Here is an 18,536-nt window from a genome sequence, read left to right as displayed (position 1 = left end):
GATTATAAAAGCCAATAACGCCTCCTGTTAACTTTGGGTTTCAGGGGGCTTTTCATTTTATATTTTAATGCCGGGCTTCTTGTTTTGCGCTCTTTCCTAATTATATTTATAGGGCTTTTTGATGAGTGAAGTGATGTTTAATAGGTTTTAACTATTAAAGAATAGATATTAACGATTGCGCTTATTTACCCGATATTATAATTTTATCGTCTGCACAAGTACCGGTGCAAGTAATTGTTCATTCAATACAAGAAACTAATGGAAAAAGGAACAAACGACATCAGTAAATGCCCTTTTCATAATGGCAGCATGAAGCAAAGTGTTGGTGGTGGTGGCACCAGGAATCGTGATTGGTGGCCCAACCAGTTAAAGCTGACTATACTGCGCCAGCATTCGCCTTTATCGGACCCTATGGGCAAAACTTTTAATTATAAGGAAGCTTTTGAAAGCCTGGATCTGGAAGCAGTTAAAAAAGATCTTCATGCATTAATGACAGATTCACAGGATTGGTGGCCGGCTGATTTTGGGCATTATGGTCCTTTGTTTGTCCGTATGGCATGGCATAGCGCGGGTACTTACCGTGTAGGTGATGGCAGGGGAGGTGCAGGTGCAGGCATGCAGCGTTTTGCGCCGCTTAACAGCTGGCCCGACAATGTGAGTTTGGATAAGGCCCGCAGGCTGCTTTGGCCTATCAAGCAAAAATATGGGCAGAAAATATCCTGGGCTGATCTATTGATCCTTACAGGGAATGTAGCATTGGAATCGATGGGTTTCAAGACTTTTGGTTTTGCCGGTGGACGTGAGGACGTATGGGAGCCGGATGAGTCGGTTTACTGGGGTTCTGAAAGGACGTGGCTGGGAGGTGATATCCGTTATGCGCACGGCTCCCCCGGCGTGCCTAAAGAGCATGGGGTAGTATCGTCTGATGATGATGATGATGGTGATATTCATTCCCGCAACCTTGAAAAGCCGCTTGCGGCTGTTCAAATGGGGTTGATATATGTGAATCCTGAGGGGCCTGACGGTAATCCTGATCCTATTGCCGCAGCAAAAGATATCCGCGATACTTTCGGCCGGATGGCAATGAATGATGAAGAAACTGTTGCGCTTATTGCGGGCGGACATAGTTTTGGTAAAACGCACGGGGCTGCTCCTGCAAGTCATGTAGGTAAAGAACCTGAAGCGGCGGGTATTGAAATGCAGGGATTGGGATGGAGCAACAGTTACGGTTCGGGTAAAGGCGCTGATACTATTACGAGCGGACTGGAAGTAATATGGACAAAAACACCTACACAATGGAGTAATAATTTCTTTGAAAATCTTTTTGGCTTTGAGTGGGAGCTTACTAAAAGTCCTGCCGGCGCTCACCAGTGGGTGGCTAAAGATGCCGAGGGTATTATTCCTGATGCTTATGACAGCTCCAGGAAACACAGGCCAACGATGCTTACAACTGACCTATCGTTAAGGATGGATCCTGCTTATGAAAAGATCTCGCGGCGTTTTCTTGAAAATCCTGATCAATTTGCAGACGCTTTTGCGCGTGCCTGGTTTAAGTTAACACACCGTGATATGGGGCCACGCGCACGCTATCTGGGGCCTGATGTTCCTGCTGAAGAACTGCTTTGGCAGGATCCTATTCCGCCAGTGGATCATGTATTAATAGATGAAAGTGATATTACTGCATTAAAGGCCAAAGTACTGAATGCAGGATTGAGTATCTCTGAACTTGTTGGTACTGCATGGGCTTCTGCTTCAACCTTCCGTGGTTCGGATAAGCGCGGTGGCGCCAACGGTGCCCGTATCCGCCTGGCTCCGCAAAAATACTGGCAGGTAAATAACTCTGCGCAGCTGCAAAAGGTGTTGAATGTTCTTGAAGGTATTGGCAACGAATTCAACAGCGCTGCCAAAGGCGGCAAAAAAGTTTCGCTGGCCGACCTGATTGTACTTGCTGGTTGCGCTGGTGTAGAAAAGGCCGCAAAAGATGCAGGTTATGAAGGCTCCGTGCCTTTTACTCCAGGTAGGATGGATGCTTCTGCTGATAAGACGGATGTTGAGTCTTTCGGTTACCTGGAGCCTGTTGCAGATGGTTTCCGGAATTATCGTAAAGCAGGTTTCCCTGTGTCTACGGAAGAGTTATTGATCGATAAAGCTCAGCTACTGACGCTTACGGCGCCGGAGTTGACTGTACTGGTAGGGGGTATGCGTGTATTGGAAACTAATTTTGATGGATCCCGTCATGGAGTTTTCACTTCCCGTCCCGGTCAGCTTACGAATGATTTCTTTATCAACTTACTGGATATGGGGACAGCCTGGAAGGCGGCAACTCCTGATAAAGAGATCTATGAAGGAACGAGTCGCTCTACAGGTGAATTGAAATGGACCGGCACGCGTGCGGATCTTGTGTTTGGTTCCAATGCAGAATTAAGAGCCATTGCAGAGGTTTATGGAAGTGCGGATGCCCAGGAGAAATTCGTGAACGATTTTGTAGCTGCATGGGATAAGGTAATGAATCTTGACAGGTTTGATCTGTAGCTTCTGAATTTGTGTATATGAAGAGGCCGTATCATAAGTGCGATACGGCCTCGTTTTTCTCGGGTACCTGATGGAGAAGGTTTCCCGTTTAAGCGATTCTCAGTGGCTATTTTTATTTATGAGCCAACCTCTTTGCATGAACAGTATTTACAAATCTTCGCTTCATTAGTATGTTACAGGGGGGGGCGTGCTTTTATTTACGGTTTTACTGCTCTGAGTATAGAGTGACAACAGGTGGTGCATCCCATGATTTGAAATCGCCGGAAGTCAGCAGGTTGAAGTTTTCGTTGGTGCCGCCCAGTTCGCCGGAGTGTTTGGCGAAAACGACTTCTGCGATCCTGTGGTGGCGTATAACATACGAGCAGAGCAGGCAAGGTTCTACATTTGTGTACAGGATTGCACCGGTCAGTGACGCTGTGTGCTGCGCTGCATTCATTATTGCTACAACTTCGGCATGACGCGTGATATCTTTCTGCTGACGGCTTTTCTCTGTTCCTTCGCCTATAATTACACCGTCTTTAACAACGATGCTGCCGACTGCACTTTCGCCTTCGTTTTCAGACTGCGTTGCAAGCTGGTAGCAGCGGTGCATAAATGTTCTGTGTGTATTCATAACGGGCAAAATTATTGAAACCGGTTAACATTTGTCAGATAAGTGGCCTGTTCTTCTTTTAAGGCCTGATGGCGGGTCAGAGGGGCAAGGCCGTTTACGGCGAAACCGGTTCAAACATAAATTTTAGATATTTAATGGGTATTCACAGTCTTTGAACTACTTTGATGCTGATTTGATGACAAAAGCCTTTAATCCGATCATTTTGCCGTTATGAAATCGCCAGACATCGCAGTAAGCATAATGAATCATTTGCCCGTCTTCGGCGGACTTCATACTGATTTGGCCAAGCGCTGTGACAAAGCCGTCTTCTGCAATTAAGTTTTCGACTGTGAATTTGGGAGGCTCTATGTATGCTGTTGCCATATATTGTCTTACTGCCTCTTTTCCTTGCAGGGTTTTGTCGCCTACAAATGTCCATTCAGTATCATCTGAACAAAAAGACAGAAATTCTTCATAATCGCCCCTGGTAATAGCCGCGTTTGCTTTTTCCAGTATTTCCTTATTGCTTAAATTCATATGGAGTTCCTGATTTTATTTTCCTATGATCACCTTGCGGTGTTTTATTCCCCAATCTGTGAGGTTGTTGATGATCGTTTGTAATGTTTTACCATGCGCTGTGAGTTCGTAGTGAACAGTTACAGGCTGTGTATCTAAAACAGTTCGTTTGATGAGTTTGTTTAATTCCAGTTCTTTTAATTCTTTACTCAGCATTTTATTGGATATGCCGTCTATGTCGCCCAGTATATCGGAGAACCTTCTTTTGTTGTAATAGCAGATAGACGAGATAACGGCTATTTTCCATTTCCCGTTTAATACGTCCATCGAATCCTGGATGGCCCTCATTTCCTTTTTGTGATCCTTTTCAAAATCTTTGCACGTCATCATATGTTACTTGGTTACCTGTAGGTTACTGTTACTTTTGGTTACAAAGTTACTAAAATAAAGCAACCTGTCTAACTTTGTCTCTCAGGAATTAAAACAAATAGAAAAATGAATAAACTAGAGAACAAAGTAGCAGTAGTTACAGGCGGATCGAAAGGGATAGGTGCATCTATTGCTAAATATTTTGCAGCAGAAGGAGCCAGCGTTGTTGTTAATTATGCATCTGCCAAGGATGATGCGGAGAATGTTGTGAAAGCCATCACTGATGATGGAGGTATAGCTATTGCTGTACAGGGAGATGTATCGAAAGAAGCCGATATTACGAGGCTGTTTGATGAAACGAAAAAGGCTTTTGGCGGACTGGATATTCTTGTAAACAATGCGGGTGTTTATGAGTATGCCCCGATCGAGCAGTTTTCGGAAGCTTCTTTTCATCGGCAGTTCAATATCAATGTCTTAGGCTCTTTGCTTGCCATTCAGGCATCTTTAAAACTGTTTGGCGACAAGGGAGGTAATATCATTAATATCAGTTCTGGGGCGGGCAGAACGCCTCTTCCTACAGGGTCGGTGTATTCCTCCACTAAAGCTGCATTGGATGCCATTACGGTTTCTTTATCGAAAGAATTCAGTGGACGAAATATCCATATCAACTCTATTTTGCCTGGTGTTGTGGAAACAGAGGGTTCGCGTAGTGCCGGTTTCATTGGCAGTGAGGCGGAGGCGAAGTTTGTTGCTCATACGCCGTTAGGCAGGACCGGACAGCCTGAAGATATTGCGAAAGTAGCTGTATTCATTGCTTCTGATGATGCGGCGTGGATAACGGGAGAACTGATTGCTGTTTCGGGGGGCATTTATGGTTTATAAATATTCAGGTGTTCATTAATAAGACAGAGAAAAATGGATAAGTTAAAAAATAAGGTAGCTGTAGTTACAGGCGGCAATAGCGGGATTGGATTTGGCATTGCGGAAGCATTTAAAAATGAAGGTGCAGTTGGCGCCATTACCGGAAGAAATGAGGTGACGTTACGCCATTCAGCAGAAGCCCTGGGTGGTGATTTTATTGGTATCAAAGGTGATGTCACGAATATGAATGACCTGGAGCTGGTATTCCGGAAGACGACTGAGAAGTTTGGAAAGATCGATGCGTTGGTAGTAAATGCGGGCGGCGTTGTAGATGGCGTTCCGCTGGCTGCTATAGATGATGTGACGGAAGAACATTATGACCGTTATATGGATCTGAATCTAAAAAGCGCCTATTTCACGGTACAAAAAGCGCTTCCCTATTTAAATGACGGCGCTTCTATTATACTTATAGGGTCGAGTGCCGCGCATCGTGCTGCACCCGGAATGACCATTTATGGAGCGGCAAAAGCGGCTATTGTATTTTTAGCCAAGGGGTTGTCGCTGGATCTATTGCCAAGAAAGATACGCGTCAATACACTTTCGCCGGGCTCTATTGATACGCCTGTTTTTGGTAAGCTTGTACCGCAGGAACAGCTGGAACAGGTAAAACAAGTTTGGATAGATATTACGCCGGCAGGAAGGCAAGGGCTTCCGTCTGACATTGGCAATGCGGCTGTATTCTTAGCGTCGGATGATTCGGCTTTTATAGTTGGTACTGAAATTCTCTCAGACGGTGGCCTTACCAATATCAGCCTGATGAAATAATTGGTTGCCTGTTGGGCGTTTGCGGTAGAGGGGTTGGGTTATGTTTCCTGGTGTTTCATCGTAGGAACAAGTTTGGTAGATTTGGTTTCTGGAATGGATAGTTTAGCCAGGTAATAACTTTAATTCTACAGCCACATGATTAAGATCCTTCTTTCTTTAGGTTTGGCAGCAGCCGGATTATGTTTTAAGAATGACAGCAGCACCCATTCAACGCAAGATGTATCAGACAGACGAGCCGGTATTGTTCTGGAAGAGTTTTTATATACAAGCGCTCCATTTCCATCGTGTCATGCGGTGACAATGGTTGAGCTTGAAAACAAAGAGTTGCTGGCTACTTATTTTGGTGGTACTTATGAGCGGCATCCCGATGTTGAGATCCGTTTACAGCGGAAAAAAACAGATGGAACGTGGACAGCTCCTGTAAGTGTTGCTGACGGTATTCAGCCCGATGGCAAGCGGCTGCCTACCTGGAACCCGGTTATTTTTCAACCCAGAGGCGGCGAACTGATGTTGTATTATAAAGTAGGGCCAAGTCCGAGTGAATGGTGGGGAGCTTTTAAAACTTCCAGCGATAACGGGTATACATGGAGCAAGGCACAGAGGCTTGCAGGAAAGGTACTGGGGCCGATCAAGAACAAGCCCATTCAATTAAGTGACGGTACTATTCTTTCCGGTTCAAGTACGGAGAATGGTGGTTGGTGTGCTCATATTGAACGTAGTACGGACGGTGGTAAAAGCTGGACATTCATTGGGCCATTGAATGATCCTAAAAAAACAGGAGTCATACAACCTACGTTACTTACCTATGCTGACGGCAGTATTCAAATGTTATGCAGAACCCGTAATAATGAGGAAGGGCATATTGTGGAATGCTGGTCGAAGGATAAAGGTCTTACATGGTCGGAAATGAAAAATACTCCACTTCCCAATAATAACTCCGGGCTGGATGCTGTTACGCTCAAGGATGGCCGGCAGGTATTGGTATATAATCATTCTACGCGCAATCAAAAGGGGATGGGGCATAAAGGACGCGGCGTTATTAACATAGCCGTAAGCAAAGATGGCAAGGAGTGGGAGGCTGCGTTGGTGCTTGACTATATTGACGAGCCGAACAAGCAATATTCGTATCCTTCTATTATCCAGACTTCAGATGGCCTGGTGCATGTTATATATACCTGGCACAGGGAACGGATCAAGCATGTAGTGTTAGATCCCAATAAGCTGGTGACATATCCTATAAAGGGCGGGCAATGGCCAATTGATAAATTACCTTTTATCAAGAGTACGGAAAAATAGTTTTCTATATAAAACAGTTTGCAGCATAGTATTAAAGCCGTTATAGTATGTAACTATAACGGCTTTTGTTGGTGTAGCAGTGTTCATTGCTTACCAGCCGGCCCTGTTTTCTTCTTCGTTTCTTTTTGCCTGTTTTGTTTTATAGGTTGACTTTCCAAAACTGTAGCTGACAGTGATGCTTAAACGTTGCATACCAAACCAATGTGAAAGACGATTGTTTATGATGCTTTTTTCACGAAATCCGCGCTTTACACGATACATATTAAACAGGTCGTAGTAATTCAACCTGGTGTTGAGCGTTCCTTTCAGCCATGTTCTTTGCAAACCCAGGTCGATGTTGGATATTGCACCTGCAGTATATAAACCATCGCCTCCGGGTGTGTTATAGTAATAGTAAAGGTCTAGTGTAAATGCCCCGGGTAATGTAAAAACCTGGCTTCCGGTAATGGTAAGATTGTAGATGGGAATTGCATAGGTGACGTTATGGTAGGGAGTTTGTTCTTTTTTATAATACCCTCCCAGATTGTGGCTCATTCGCCACCAGGGTGTAACAGACCAGGGGATGCTCATTTCAATACCAGCAAAGTTGTTGTAAGGCAGGTTCCGCCCCAGGTACTGTAAGATATTGGTAACGGAATCGTATTCGGGATATCGTGTCATGGGATCGTTCTCCCGCCCTGCCTGTAAAGAGAAGGTTAACGATCTGATGTTATAAGTAAACTGGAAGAGCGTGGTTACTGAAGATTTAAGGTAGGGGTTGCCTACCCAATAGTTCAACGGGCTGAAATAAAACCGGAACGGGTTTAGTTGTGCAAAGTTGGGGCGGGTGATACGGCGGGTGAACGCAAACTGCAGCTGCCTGTTTCTTTCCATTGTATAGGTTATATTCAGGCTGGGTAGCCAGTTAATATAGTTTCTTTTTGTTACCTGGCTATCGGTAATACTATTGGCTGTTGTGTGCGTTTGTTCGGCACGCAGGCCCATTGCCAGTTGTAGTTTGTTCCATTTCCTTTCGTAAGCAATATAAGCTGCTGTGATGTTTTCATCATAGTCAAAACGGTTAGTACGAGAGCTGTCGGGTTTAAAAATATTGGCTGTGGTTAGGGTATCGTACCTCAGGTCGTTTTGGGTATTGGAGAATACCAGTTTCGTGCCTATGCTCCATTTGCCTTTTGCCAGATCTCCGGAAACATCCAGTTGTGCAGTTCGTACAGATATGTCGTTTTTAGAGGCTGTTTTCCAGTAATCATTCAGCTGGCTGGTTAATATGTTTTTGTTTTGGATGTCTTCGAGCTGCCTGTTGGTAATACTTAACAAAGACGACTGCAACTGCCATAGGGTTTGGCCCAGTTGTGCCGTGTAGTTGAGATTGACTGCATAATTCCGTTGTTTGAGTGTGGCGTTATTATCGCTATTGGTATTGGATACTACTTTATTGCTTGCAGAATCCGTTGTATACAAGGCGTTATAAGAACCTGTTGTACGGTTTAGGCGGTAGTTTCTTAGCAGCAGCTCCACTTTGTGACTGGGGTTGATATTATAATCGATGCCCAACTGGTAATTGATGTTGTTGTTGCCGGTAAGAGTCCTGGTGTTGGTTGCCATTATATTGGTATTGGCGAGGTGTTGCAAAGCTTCGTAGCGGCGAATGGTTGTGCCGCTGGTGTAACCCCAGCGTGCCGTATAAGCCATTTTACGTGTTTTATAGGTAAGCAGCAAGTTGGGTTCTGCGAGGGTATAGGCATTACGTTGAAGATTCGCGGTAAGCAGGCCTTTCCAGCCCAGCGCCTTGTCTGGTTTCAGGCGGATATTGATGATGCCTTTATATACAGCATCGTATTGTGAAGAGGGGTTATTGATCACTTCAATGGAGGCAATCATGTCGGGAGAAAGTGTAGCGAGGTAATTTTGCAATTCTTCTGCTCCCATAGGCACAGGCTTTCCGTCTATAAATACGGCGGGAGTAATTCTGCCTGACATTTGCAGTGATCCGTCACCTGTTACTTCCAATCCAGGTATTCTTTTCAGGATATCAAGTGTATGGGCTGCCGTGTTAAATAATTTATTGCCGGCGATATTTACAACCAGTTTTCCTGGCTGCATCTGAAAAGCAGGTTTTCGTCCGCTTACCACAACGCCGGTCAGTAAACTGGTGTCTGCAGTCATGGTAATCTGATCCTGTTTCCATACCGTGGAACCGGCTTGTTCCGGCATTACCTGGTGGTATAGTGGCTGATAGCCGATTGGTGAGAAATGTAACAGGTACCTGTTGCTGGGAAGTCCGCTAAGCAAAAACATACCGGTGGAGTCTGTTACCGTGGTTTTAACCAGGGAGCTATCGTGGCAGGATAATAAACGGACGGGGGCCATTTCTATGGGGTTACCGGTTTGGTTATTTACCAGTTTACCGGTAATAGTAACCTGGGCATTCAGGGGCCAATAGCACCAATAAAAAAGGGCGACAGCCAGGATCTGTTTCAGCATAACAAGTATTTGCGTAAACTTAATTATGAGTGAAACAGGCGGGGTTCCGGTTTGGGAAATCAGGCGTACGAATTTATAAATCCGTACATTCGGATTTATTTATGTGGCTGATAATTAATTTGTTGGGAGGGTGTTGTCTTTTCCAGGCTTTCCTTGAAAAAAGCCGGAGTGGTGTCTTTTATCTTTTTGAAAGAGGCATAGAAAGTGGACTTGGAATTGTATCCTACCTCATAGCCGATCGCTTCCAGGGTAAGGTGGTCGTTGACAGAGATCAGCTTACAGGCTTCATTAATACGGTATTCATTGATATATGTTGAAAAGCTTTTGCCAAGGTTTTCATTAAGCAGCTGCGATAAGAGGTGACCGGAGATATTCATTTTCTGCGCCAGGGTATGCAATTTCAGATTAGGATCTTTGTAGAGCTGTTTATCGTGGAGGATCTGCTCCAGTTTTTCGATCCATTGTTGTGCATTGGTATCGGCGATCTTTCTTTTTTCCGGCTTATCGGGGGTGGCAGCTCTTACCTGCAGGATATTTTCGAGGTTGGCGTTGTACAGGTAAAACAGGATGGTAAGATATAAGCAGAATGAAAAAATGATAGCACCACTGATACAAATGCTGCTGAGCGATTTAGACAACACGTAAAAGAAGAAAACCAGGCAGTTGCCCAGGAATACCAGCAACCAGAATTTTTCCGCTGTCTGGAGTTCGCTCCGGTTGGTTTTGAGCACTTTGAAAACCGGTTTTAGCTGCAATCCGGATAATACCAAAAATACAAACCACTGGGTGTAGACGCCGCGCATGATATACCTGCACCAGGCATCGGGGTAGGAGGCATATGGTACGAGGCTGCCGCCTATTAATATGATCCCGGCCAGCAGTCCCCAGTGCCGTTTCCAGGCAACGGGCATATGGGATACTGTTTTTAATGATGCCCGTAGGAAGTAGTACAAAGCGGGGCCAATCAAAAAACAGGCTGAGGCTCCTATCTGGAGGTAGATCTTGGGCAGATCGGGATTGAAATAGACAAAAACAGTTTTTACTATTTCTATACTTAGCGCCAGCAGCAGTAGTCCCAGGAAAAATGCAGGCAAGGACCGGGTTTTCCGGCTGGCAAACAGGTACAGGCTTAACAGGAGGCCATTAACCGCTCCCAAGGCGCTTGCCAGGAATAATATCTGCTGGGTATAATCCATGTGTCGCAACCAAGATACATAAAAAATAAACTTCGCAGGGGAGCCTATTTTTTGCGGTAAGGGTTGCGTTAAGTTTCTGTATTGTTATTTACCTATTTGGTTTTTGAAGTAATTACAGTATGCTTTTTGCAGGTAAGATGGAGTGTTTTTTGTGCTGTCCTGGAAATTGAGGATCAACATTGCGGCTCCTGCTGGTTGCTGCTTGTAATATTTGCTTGTATTGTCAATTCTGTAACTGATGAATTTGTTGCTGTAGATATTTGTCAGGGTTAAATCTTCAGAATTGTAAGTGTTTAGCTCATTGGTATTGCAGTTATAGATAAATGTTCTGTTTTGATACGAAAAGAAGAAGGATGATCCATTAAATCCGGGCCGGCGATTATAAGTATATGGCGAAGAAGGGTAGCGGGCTTTTATTCTGACAGGATATTCCCTGTTGTCGATAATTAAAATACTGTCTTCTTTGATAACAGATGTATATCGGAGGTCTTCTGACAGTATGATATTAACCGATTGGCTATCCAGAAGTTGTAAATCTCTATTCCTGATGTTATATATATAGTACAAGTCGTTGTCCATGCCAGATAAGAAGAGGTTTTCATTTGTTATTCTTCCCAAATTAAAATCTCCAATTGTGTATTTGTTACCTGAAGTGATGTCATAAATAACAAGAGATGGATCCGAATCCTCTTCATTCCTGTATTTATCGTATATTATGTATTTATCCTGTTCAAATGCCAGTATTTCATCCTGTGTATTTATTTTAATAGGGGTTATAGTTAGCTTTTTACTGGTTCTGGCATAATGATATAATTCTTTTTCTGCAGCAATACTAATGGAAGTGTCGGATGAAGAAGTGCTTGAAGAGTAGGGATATATGCTTTTTTTCAGAGAGAAAACTGTATCGGACTTTAAGTCCACAAGGTATCCGGAGGATGCAATTGTTACTACAGTGAAGGAGTGGTCAAGCGATCTTACATTAGTCACGATATTACCTGTGCTATACGGTTCATAATCCTTAGTGAGATACTTTTGCAAGAGTTTGTCTCTTTTTTTTGCTTCTGCTTTTTCTTTTTTTACAGATGACAGATAAACTGAGTCCAGAAATCTATTTGTTTTCGTTAAAGGGGGCTTGCCCGGGAGTGGGTAAAAATATGGATCAATACCAAGGTTCTTTTTATCGGCTAAGCAGAAATACGAGGAATCCTGAAAGCTTATTCTTTTGGATATTAAAGTGTCTTTCTTTACACCATTTTTAACAAAGCTGATTGGTTTATTTAGATTAGCTATGAAGTAGTATACTGATTTTCCTGATGTGTCAGTAGTTTCGAGAATGTCTTGAACCGGTAGAAATGAGACACTATGATTAGGAAATTGTTTTTTTAAGATAATTGAGTCTTTGACAAGTTTCCATATTGCGGCTGAATTATCCATGAACTGCGTTACTACGTAATTGCCGTCCTTTGATACTGAGATGGATTTTCCGGAAAAGGCTCCATAGATATAGGATCTGTTAATCTCCGTATCACTTATTTCTTCGGCCAGGTTCCAGTAGTAGCGTGCGAATTGTTGTTCCCCATTCCTGTATTTTTTTTCTCCTTCATTGGTGTATACCTGTGAGAGCAGTGAACGGTTTTTGTTATTTTTTTGTTTTAGGACTATTACTCCAATTACTGTAGCTATAATAAAGCATGCGAATAATATGATAGTTATGTTTGCCAGTCTTTTTGCTTTCCTTCGGGAAATATCCAGTTCGGAGTTTTCGTGGATAAGTCTTTTTGCTTCGCGTGAATCAAATGAAGCGCCTATTGCGTTTAACAGGTAGTCGTGGCTTATCTCATAAAATATTTTCTTTTCCCTGTAATCTTCTCTGATCAAACGAAGGTTAAGCAGGTCGTTTATGAAGTTTTTGCTGTTAAGAGAAAATAGGCCTAGTTTTCTTTTTTCGGTTTCTATTATCAAGATCACTTCATTTTCAAAAACGATTTTACGGTTATTAGTATTTTTATCGTACATCTTGTCCTCAATCAGTCTTTTGGCCAATTCCTTCTCTTCTGCGGTTTTTAATAAGGCAATTTGATTTCCGTAAAAGTCGTCAATGATCTTTTGGATGCCGCCTATTTGAGCAATGTCATTGGATGTAACTGTATATCCGGGCGTTTTGCCTCTGGCTTTCAATGCCGGATTTGGCTTAATAATCCGGTTTTCTATTTGACTACAAACAATTTGCAGCTGGGTAGTTTCGATAACATCGTTCCCGCCTTTAAGACTTTGTATAATTTCCTGAATCAGCTTGTTGTCGTATTTGAACCAATTTGATTCAAATACTTCGGGGTTATTGATCGTGGCGGGTTCTTTAATGGCTCGTTCTGCGTCTTCTTCAGCTAAGGGTAAGAGTTCAAAGCGGTTTTTTAGGATTTCGGGGAGAAATTGGGCTGTCCGGTTCATTTCATAGATCTTATCGGATCTTATGGCTACGACTATTTTTAGGGTGGGTTGTTCCTGCAAAAATGAATATTGGAGTTCTGTTTTCGCTTTTTCAGGTCTGTTATGGTCTTCAGCGTCTTCGGCGATACGTAAAGGTATTTTTTCCTGTACGAGTTCATTGAGTTGTGTCAGGAATTCGTTTTGGAGAGAGATTTCAAAGTTAAAAAACTGCTCAAATTGATCAAAGATCAGCACTGGCGTACAGCCCAGCGGGAAGCTGCAGCATTTTATATACTCCCATAGTGGAAGTTTATTTAAGGCGGCTTCACTGCCTGGTGTTTCAGACGCGGGCGCCTCTTTGCCGGCGCCGGGAAGCTGGTTTACAATAAATTTATTTTCATAAAGAGCGAGAGCGTCTTTTAATATTTTAACAGGTGAGTCCAGCGATGAGGTAGCGTTGGTATTAAGTCTTACGTTAATGGGCAGGAACCCCTTTTTTTGAAGTAATGGAATTAAGCCTGCATTCAGCAGTGAACTTTTGCCTATACCAGACCTGGCAAATAGTAAGACGAGTTTTTCAGATATCGTTTTGTTGAAGAGGCTTTGGGTTTCTTTTTCCCGGCCAATGAAAAGCTGCTGCTCGTTGGTTTCGAACGAGCGGATGCTCGGATACCTGTTAATTTTTTCCTGCATTTGCTTCTCTAGCTTTTAGTATGGTTGTGATGTGTGTTTTAATTACTTCGCAGGCGGCCAGTCCTCTTCGGTCCAGGTCTTCTTTTACAGGAACCGGTTTGTTGTTTTCGCGGGGGATCCAGCTGTTGTTTGTTATACCGGAGATGTCGTTGTAGAGAAAATCACGAGCATAAACGGGGATCAGCATTTTATTTCCCTCATGAGTTAATGCCAGTGCGTTTTCTATCCTGGAAAAATAGTCGGCGGCAAAAAGATTTGCAGTACCAACTACAATAAACATATCTGCCTCGTTGTATCTTCTTGTTAGCTCCGCTTGTTTATCGGTTCCTCCTGTAGGAAGGTCTTCCGACCACATGCTGATAAATCCGTTATACCGGAGCGGTTGCAGGGTATTGGCAATATGATCGCGTATTTGAGTATCGATTTTACTATCTTCTGTATCGGATAGATCGGAGATAAATACGATATTCAAAGGCTTGTCGGGTATTTTTTTAAGAATATCATCGGGGCTTATGTTTTCCTGCATGCGCTCATAAAGAAATGTTACAAAGCTGGATGGTTCCGAGTCAATGAATACAAATTGAAGATTGTCTTTATAAAAATCGGCGTGGTGCTTTAGCAGGCCATTGTACGTAAATGAGATATTCTGGCCAGGTACATCTTGCGTGAATCCCAGGGATCGTAGCAATATTTTTAGGGGCCAGGAGTCATATTGAAAGCCAAGGAACAGGCAAATTTTGTTGTTTTTTATAAATGTTTTTATAACGTCCGGCATAGCGTTTCCGGTGGTATTTATTTTTCTTGATAAATCAAGAAACTCAGATTCCCTGATGATGACAGAGCTGGCTGTATTGTCGCTTGCATGGCCGTATACGTTGTATACAACATAGTTCTCTGTGTTGATTTCGGCAGGCAGGTCTTTTTCTGCGCGTCCCTCGTTATTGTCCTTGGTTATGTCGTAATAACCAAAGTGACATTTTTGGTTTGTGCCTATGTCTTCTTTTATAAGCTTAAATATCAGATCATCCGGGTTTGTGTTGATTGTCAGATAAAACGGCATCTTAGACAGGTGTTTGTGCAGGTTTGTATAACTGGCCTTATCGTTGATAAATTTGTTGTATTCCCTTTTAATCGTTAGATCGGTTGTTTTTACGTAGTTGTTGCTTTGTAACTTATTGAGTCCGCTTATATACCTGTTGGTGGAATAGTAAATATCATTTTGCTGGGTGGTATCGAAATCGATGTTGGCTTTTTGCATCCGATTGCAGATATCATGCGAATAGGATACGCTCAATGGCATTCCCCGGTTATCAACCAGGATGTCGGGTCCCAGAAAGAGAACGCAATCCCCGTATTTGATACGGTCTAAAAGTTGGTCTATCTGCGCTATGGTTTCGGATGATATGTTCATTATAGTTAGTTCTGGTTACAGTTAGAATTGACGACTTCTTCTATGCCCTCTGCAATCTTTTTTAGTAACTGGTCTTTGTTTGCCGACGATGAAACAAATTGCCCGTCTTTAGGAAGTGGGACTATATTTTCCAGCGCTTCGATCCTTGTCCAAAGGCAATCGATCAATAGTACGGGGATGGTGCATTTCCTCATTTCCAGGGCTGCGAACATCATTTTGTCGCAGTCATTGTTTATGTTGCCCCAAAAGTCCGGCGTTAATAAGAGTAATACTATTGAGGCGTTTTCGAGATTCCTGGAAAGTATTTCTTCCCTGTTAGCTCCTCCTCCCAGATCCGTATGTATGTCAAAAAGTGATATTTTTTTTGAAAACCTGTAAAGTGGTGCCAGGTGTTTTTTCAAGAGTAAAACCATGTCTTTATTTGTATCGTCATATACCAGGAACACTTTTTTACTATCGACATATTGCTGAGCCTTATTATGAGTGTATTGCAGTGGATGGATCATGGCACTGCCGTCCTTTATTCTTTCCAGAATTTCTTTTACCGTTGATAGGTTGGGATGTTCCCGGAGTACTGCTTCTATCAACGGCAATAATTTATTTTGTTGTTCCGCCACAGTTAAAGCTGAGTTACACATTACCAGTGCACTTCCGTTTAAGTTGACGTCTCCAGGCTCTATTTCTGCAGATTTAACTAATGTTGAAATGTCTTCCCTGGTGGGATATCTGGTATACATTTCCTGGAGCAGTTCGTTGTAGTATTTTGAAAAAAGTCTCATAATTCGAATCCCAGGGTTGTAAGCTGGTGTATGATCTTTGTTATGTTGATTCCTTCGTTTCGGAGTGCTTCGGTTGGTGCACCGGGTTCTTTAATCCATCCGCCGCTATGGTGTAAAGCAACCACATTCCAGTCAGAGTCGAATACAGGGGCGCCGGATGACCCTGGCATAGTATCGGTCAGGTATTGAACGATATTGTCATCGGCATATGTAACGATATTGTGGTAGATGCCTATTTTCTTGTCTTCACCGCCCGGATGCTGAATTATATTAACGAAGTCGTCTTTTCTGGTCTTCGTTTCTGTTAATTTCAGGAAGCCATATTTTTCGGCCGGGTTTCCTTTTATTTTAACAATGCTCCAGTCATCGGCTACTGAGGTTTCAAATACAGTGTTGTCAACTTCAAATTCTTCAAAAATAGCCAGCGCGCCGGTATTGGTTTTCTGGTAGTTAAACTGAACCTTGCTAAGCCCGCTTTCTTCCCGGCTGTGCAGGACATGGTTATTAGTCAGGAATAAATTGTCTTTGCTGATCAGAAAACCTGTACCGAGGCTGTCTGAAGTTTCGATCCTTGCTACAGCTCTTGCTTTTATTATGCCTTTTTCCATGAAGCTTACAGGAAGCAAGGTGCTTTTTTCTCCGGTAATTTTTTCCAATGTTTTTTTACTTACCGGGCCGTCTTTCCAATCTATTTCCCTGCCATTATATACTCCTGCATTGGCCTGAGGGTGATCGGCCATTGTAGCAAGCAATACCGGGTTTTTGGGGAAGTCTTCCAAGGCTGCCTGTACCAGTTGTTTTATATTATCCAGCTGTTCCAGTCTGGTTATTATTCCTACCCAGACGACAATTCCCCTGCCTGTTAGATTGAAATCACCGGCTTCGAGCCCGGCTTTTTTAAGGAGTGTTATTATCTCCTCTTGTGTATAATATAAGGCTTTCAGGGTTTGGCATAGTTGCAGGTATTTCCACATACAGTCAGGAGTGTTTTAGAGTATGAATTGTATTTTTTAGTGCAGTTAGTACTCTAAATATAGAATTATATTTTTAGAAATGCTTGTTTTTTTAATAAACAATTCGTTTTTGTATGTTTTCTTTTTGTTATGAATTAACGAATACTATAATAAGCTTGCCGCAGGGTATGATAATACCTATGAGCAGGTATTATTATATTGGCTGATTCCTGTTTGCGGTAAACGGAGCGCATTGAATTGTATAATGCTTTTAGCGCCAAAATCCCGCGCATTCATTTGCCTGCGGGATTTTGGCTGTATTTGCTATGTATCGCAAATAGGCTGGCTTCACTAATGGTTTTAATGGTGTAACAGTTTTTTAGTCTGTAAGCTTAGACATCTCCAGTGTCATAGTTGCCGGGAATTCCAGCCCTGTTGTTGTGGTTGCTTTTACGCTGAGTTTATAACTGCCTGCTGTAAGCGTGGTGTTCTTTTTTACAGTGATTATTCCGGTTTTGTCATTTACTTCGAATATGCCATCCTTGTCTTCAAAAGCTTTGCCGTCTTTCTCGATAGAGGTGAGGCTGAATGTGGATTTGTAATTTTCAGGATAAAGTACAGGTGCGGCTGATACGTAGGCATTTGATAAGCCAATATGCACCAGGTTAAGTAAAATGGTAAGATCAAGTTCGGGATAGTATGCGCCGTAGAAGAACTTTATCTGAGGGATGAAAATAACACGTAATGGCCTGGATGCAATATCAAAGCCGTCTTTTTTCAATGAAGGCGTTAGGTCGTATGCCTTTTCAGTTTTCTTAGCGGGGTCTCCGGCACTTCCTTTAAACTGAATTTTATTGCCGCTTAGCGAAACGACTGTTTCTGCACCTTTGCTATCCAGGTACCAGGAGGTTCCGTCCAGGGATAGCGTACCTGGTTCCAATTCAAAAGTAGCCCCTGCGTTGTTATATAAAACATAAGCATATGGTATCTCGGCTTTATTGTCTGCTCCCTTGATGTTGAATTTAGCTGGTGTTACGGTAATGGCTACTGTTTTTTTACCAATGCGCGTTTTGTTTTCCGAGTTTGCAATAACTGTTATCTTATAGCTCTCCGGTAGCTTTTGTCCTGTTACAGATGATACTGCGCCATTTGGGTAAATGAAATTGCTATTCACGTGGATCTTTCCCTGGGCTCTATTTACAGTGATAGCTTTTGCTAATTTATCGTAAAGCCTGTTTTCTGTGTTGATCTGATTATTTTCAGTTTCTGTAAACTCAAGCGTAAAGTTTAGATCAGTCCGGCCAAGGAGTTCAGCCGGTATATCCAGGTCTTTTTCCTCTCCATAATTTAATGTAAGCGTTGATGGCAGATTGATGTCAACATCACTGATAGCTTCCTGTCCGTCTTTTTTACAAGAGGTGAAAACTGAGAATAATAAACTTCCTGTAACGATTAATAGTCGTGTGTAGTTGTTTGTAATAAGCATCGATAAAAATTTTTGCGAAAGTAGAAGATAAAATTTAAAAATGAAACGTAGTTGCAATTATTAATTTAGAACTCTATCTTTGCAACGCCAAAATATCCGGGCATTCAAATTCTAAA

The 18,536-nt window shown here is 42.7% G+C and carries 14 protein-coding genes; 4 read left to right on the top strand and 10 right to left on the bottom strand.

Features of this window, described 5'->3' with window-relative positions:
* Positions 1-258 precede the first annotated feature (258 nt).
* Positions 259-2,532 carry a catalase/peroxidase HPI gene (gene katG / locus ESB13_RS06200; protein ID WP_129002143.1) on the top strand — a complete coding sequence of 758 codons (2,274 nt, stop codon included), beginning with the start codon at positions 259-261 and terminating at the stop codon, positions 2,530-2,532.
* Positions 2,533-2,737: 205 nt separating this feature from the next.
* On the opposite strand, the gene ESB13_RS06195 is transcribed toward katG, so the two are convergent.
* The 3 genes from ESB13_RS06195 to ESB13_RS06185 all read right to left on the bottom strand — a co-directional run bounded on the left by ESB13_RS06195 (position 2,738) and on the right by ESB13_RS06185 (position 4,030).
* Positions 2,738-3,145 carry a nucleoside deaminase gene (locus ESB13_RS06195; RefSeq protein WP_129002142.1) on the bottom strand — a complete coding sequence of 136 codons (408 nt, stop codon included), beginning with the start codon at positions 3,143-3,145 and terminating at the stop codon, positions 2,738-2,740.
* A 156-nt stretch (positions 3,146-3,301) separates the two neighbouring features.
* Entirely contained in the window at positions 3,302-3,661 is a 360-nt protein-coding gene (locus tag ESB13_RS06190) for a nuclear transport factor 2 family protein (RefSeq protein ID WP_129002141.1), read from the bottom strand.
* A gap of 15 nt (positions 3,662-3,676) precedes the next feature.
* Complete coding sequence (locus ESB13_RS06185; RefSeq protein ID WP_246022450.1) at positions 3,677-4,030, bottom strand: winged helix-turn-helix transcriptional regulator; 354 nt, start codon at positions 4,028-4,030, stop codon at positions 3,677-3,679.
* Between the two features lie 105 nt (positions 4,031-4,135).
* On the opposite strand from ESB13_RS06185, the gene ESB13_RS06180 reads away from it, so the two are divergent.
* The 3 genes from ESB13_RS06180 to ESB13_RS06170 all read left to right on the top strand — a co-directional run bounded on the left by ESB13_RS06180 (position 4,136) and on the right by ESB13_RS06170 (position 6,991).
* Positions 4,136-4,891 (top strand): SDR family NAD(P)-dependent oxidoreductase, encoded by a 756-nt coding sequence (locus ESB13_RS06180; RefSeq protein WP_129002140.1) that lies wholly within the window; start codon positions 4,136-4,138, stop codon positions 4,889-4,891.
* Between the two features lie 33 nt (positions 4,892-4,924).
* Complete coding sequence (locus ESB13_RS06175) at positions 4,925-5,695, top strand: SDR family oxidoreductase (RefSeq protein ID WP_129002139.1); 771 nt, start codon at positions 4,925-4,927, stop codon at positions 5,693-5,695.
* 135 nt (positions 5,696-5,830) lie between these two features.
* Complete coding sequence (locus ESB13_RS06170) at positions 5,831-6,991, top strand: sialidase family protein (RefSeq protein ID WP_129002138.1); 1,161 nt, start codon at positions 5,831-5,833, stop codon at positions 6,989-6,991.
* 90 nt (positions 6,992-7,081) lie between these two features.
* Here the strand turns inward: ESB13_RS06170 and ESB13_RS06165 are convergent, their stop codons facing one another.
* The 7 genes from ESB13_RS06165 to ESB13_RS06135 all read right to left on the bottom strand — a co-directional run bounded on the left by ESB13_RS06165 (position 7,082) and on the right by ESB13_RS06135 (position 18,420).
* Complete coding sequence (locus ESB13_RS06165; RefSeq protein ID WP_129002137.1) at positions 7,082-9,475, bottom strand: outer membrane beta-barrel protein; 2,394 nt, start codon at positions 9,473-9,475, stop codon at positions 7,082-7,084.
* A gap of 95 nt (positions 9,476-9,570) precedes the next feature.
* Positions 9,571-10,671, bottom strand: a complete 1,101-nt coding sequence (locus ESB13_RS06160; RefSeq protein ID WP_129002136.1) for a helix-turn-helix domain-containing protein — start codon at positions 10,669-10,671, stop codon at positions 9,571-9,573.
* Between the two features lie 84 nt (positions 10,672-10,755).
* Positions 10,756-13,791, bottom strand: a complete 3,036-nt coding sequence (locus ESB13_RS06155; protein ID WP_129002135.1) for an nSTAND1 domain-containing NTPase — start codon at positions 13,789-13,791, stop codon at positions 10,756-10,758.
* The gene (locus ESB13_RS06150; protein ID WP_129002134.1) at positions 13,775-15,202 is read right to left on the bottom strand and encodes an SIR2 family protein; all 1,428 of its coding nucleotides are present in this window, start codon (positions 15,200-15,202) and stop codon (positions 13,775-13,777) included. The genes ESB13_RS06155 and ESB13_RS06150 overlap by 17 nt, the downstream gene beginning before the upstream one ends.
* 5 nt (positions 15,203-15,207) lie before the next feature.
* Positions 15,208-15,981 carry a TIR domain-containing protein gene (locus ESB13_RS06145; protein ID WP_129002133.1) on the bottom strand — a complete coding sequence of 258 codons (774 nt, stop codon included), beginning with the start codon at positions 15,979-15,981 and terminating at the stop codon, positions 15,208-15,210.
* Entirely contained in the window at positions 15,978-16,955 is a 978-nt protein-coding gene (locus tag ESB13_RS06140) for a trypsin-like peptidase domain-containing protein (protein WP_129002132.1), read from the bottom strand. The genes ESB13_RS06145 and ESB13_RS06140 overlap by 4 nt, the downstream gene beginning before the upstream one ends.
* A gap of 358 nt (positions 16,956-17,313) precedes the next feature.
* The gene (locus tag ESB13_RS06135; protein ID WP_129002131.1) at positions 17,314-18,420 is read right to left on the bottom strand and encodes a hypothetical protein; all 1,107 of its coding nucleotides are present in this window, start codon (positions 18,418-18,420) and stop codon (positions 17,314-17,316) included.
* Between the last annotated feature and the right edge of the window lie 116 nt (positions 18,421-18,536).

It is taken from the genome of Filimonas effusa (assembly GCF_004118675.1).
Taxonomy (GTDB): Bacteria; Bacteroidota; Bacteroidia; order Chitinophagales; family Chitinophagaceae; genus Filimonas; species Filimonas effusa.
This window is presented reverse-complemented; position numbering and strand designations above follow the sequence as displayed.

Coding starts and splice junctions, on each gene's coding strand:
- katG (WP_129002143.1), top strand. CDS start 259: ATGGAAAAAGGAACAAACGACATCAGTAAATGCCCTTTTCATAATGGC.
- ESB13_RS06195 (WP_129002142.1), bottom strand. CDS start 3,145: ATGAATACACACAGAACATTTATGCACCGCTGCTACCAGCTTGCAACG.
- ESB13_RS06190 (WP_129002141.1), bottom strand. CDS start 3,661: ATGAATTTAAGCAATAAGGAAATACTGGAAAAAGCAAACGCGGCTATT.
- ESB13_RS06185 (WP_246022450.1), bottom strand. CDS start 4,030: ATGATGACGTGCAAAGATTTTGAAAAGGATCACAAAAAGGAAATGAGG.
- ESB13_RS06180 (WP_129002140.1), top strand. CDS start 4,136: ATGAATAAACTAGAGAACAAAGTAGCAGTAGTTACAGGCGGATCGAAA.
- ESB13_RS06175 (WP_129002139.1), top strand. CDS start 4,925: ATGGATAAGTTAAAAAATAAGGTAGCTGTAGTTACAGGCGGCAATAGC.
- ESB13_RS06170 (WP_129002138.1), top strand. CDS start 5,831: ATGATTAAGATCCTTCTTTCTTTAGGTTTGGCAGCAGCCGGATTATGT.
- ESB13_RS06165 (WP_129002137.1), bottom strand. CDS start 9,475: ATGCTGAAACAGATCCTGGCTGTCGCCCTTTTTTATTGGTGCTATTGG.
- ESB13_RS06160 (WP_129002136.1), bottom strand. CDS start 10,671: ATGGATTATACCCAGCAGATATTATTCCTGGCAAGCGCCTTGGGAGCG.
- ESB13_RS06155 (WP_129002135.1), bottom strand. CDS start 13,791: ATGCAGGAAAAAATTAACAGGTATCCGAGCATCCGCTCGTTCGAAACC.
- ESB13_RS06150 (WP_129002134.1), bottom strand. CDS start 15,202: ATGAACATATCATCCGAAACCATAGCGCAGATAGACCAACTTTTAGAC.
- ESB13_RS06145 (WP_129002133.1), bottom strand. CDS start 15,981: ATGAGACTTTTTTCAAAATACTACAACGAACTGCTCCAGGAAATGTAT.
- ESB13_RS06140 (WP_129002132.1), bottom strand. CDS start 16,955: ATGTGGAAATACCTGCAACTATGCCAAACCCTGAAAGCCTTATATTAT.
- ESB13_RS06135 (WP_129002131.1), bottom strand. CDS start 18,420: ATGCTTATTACAAACAACTACACACGACTATTAATCGTTACAGGAAGT.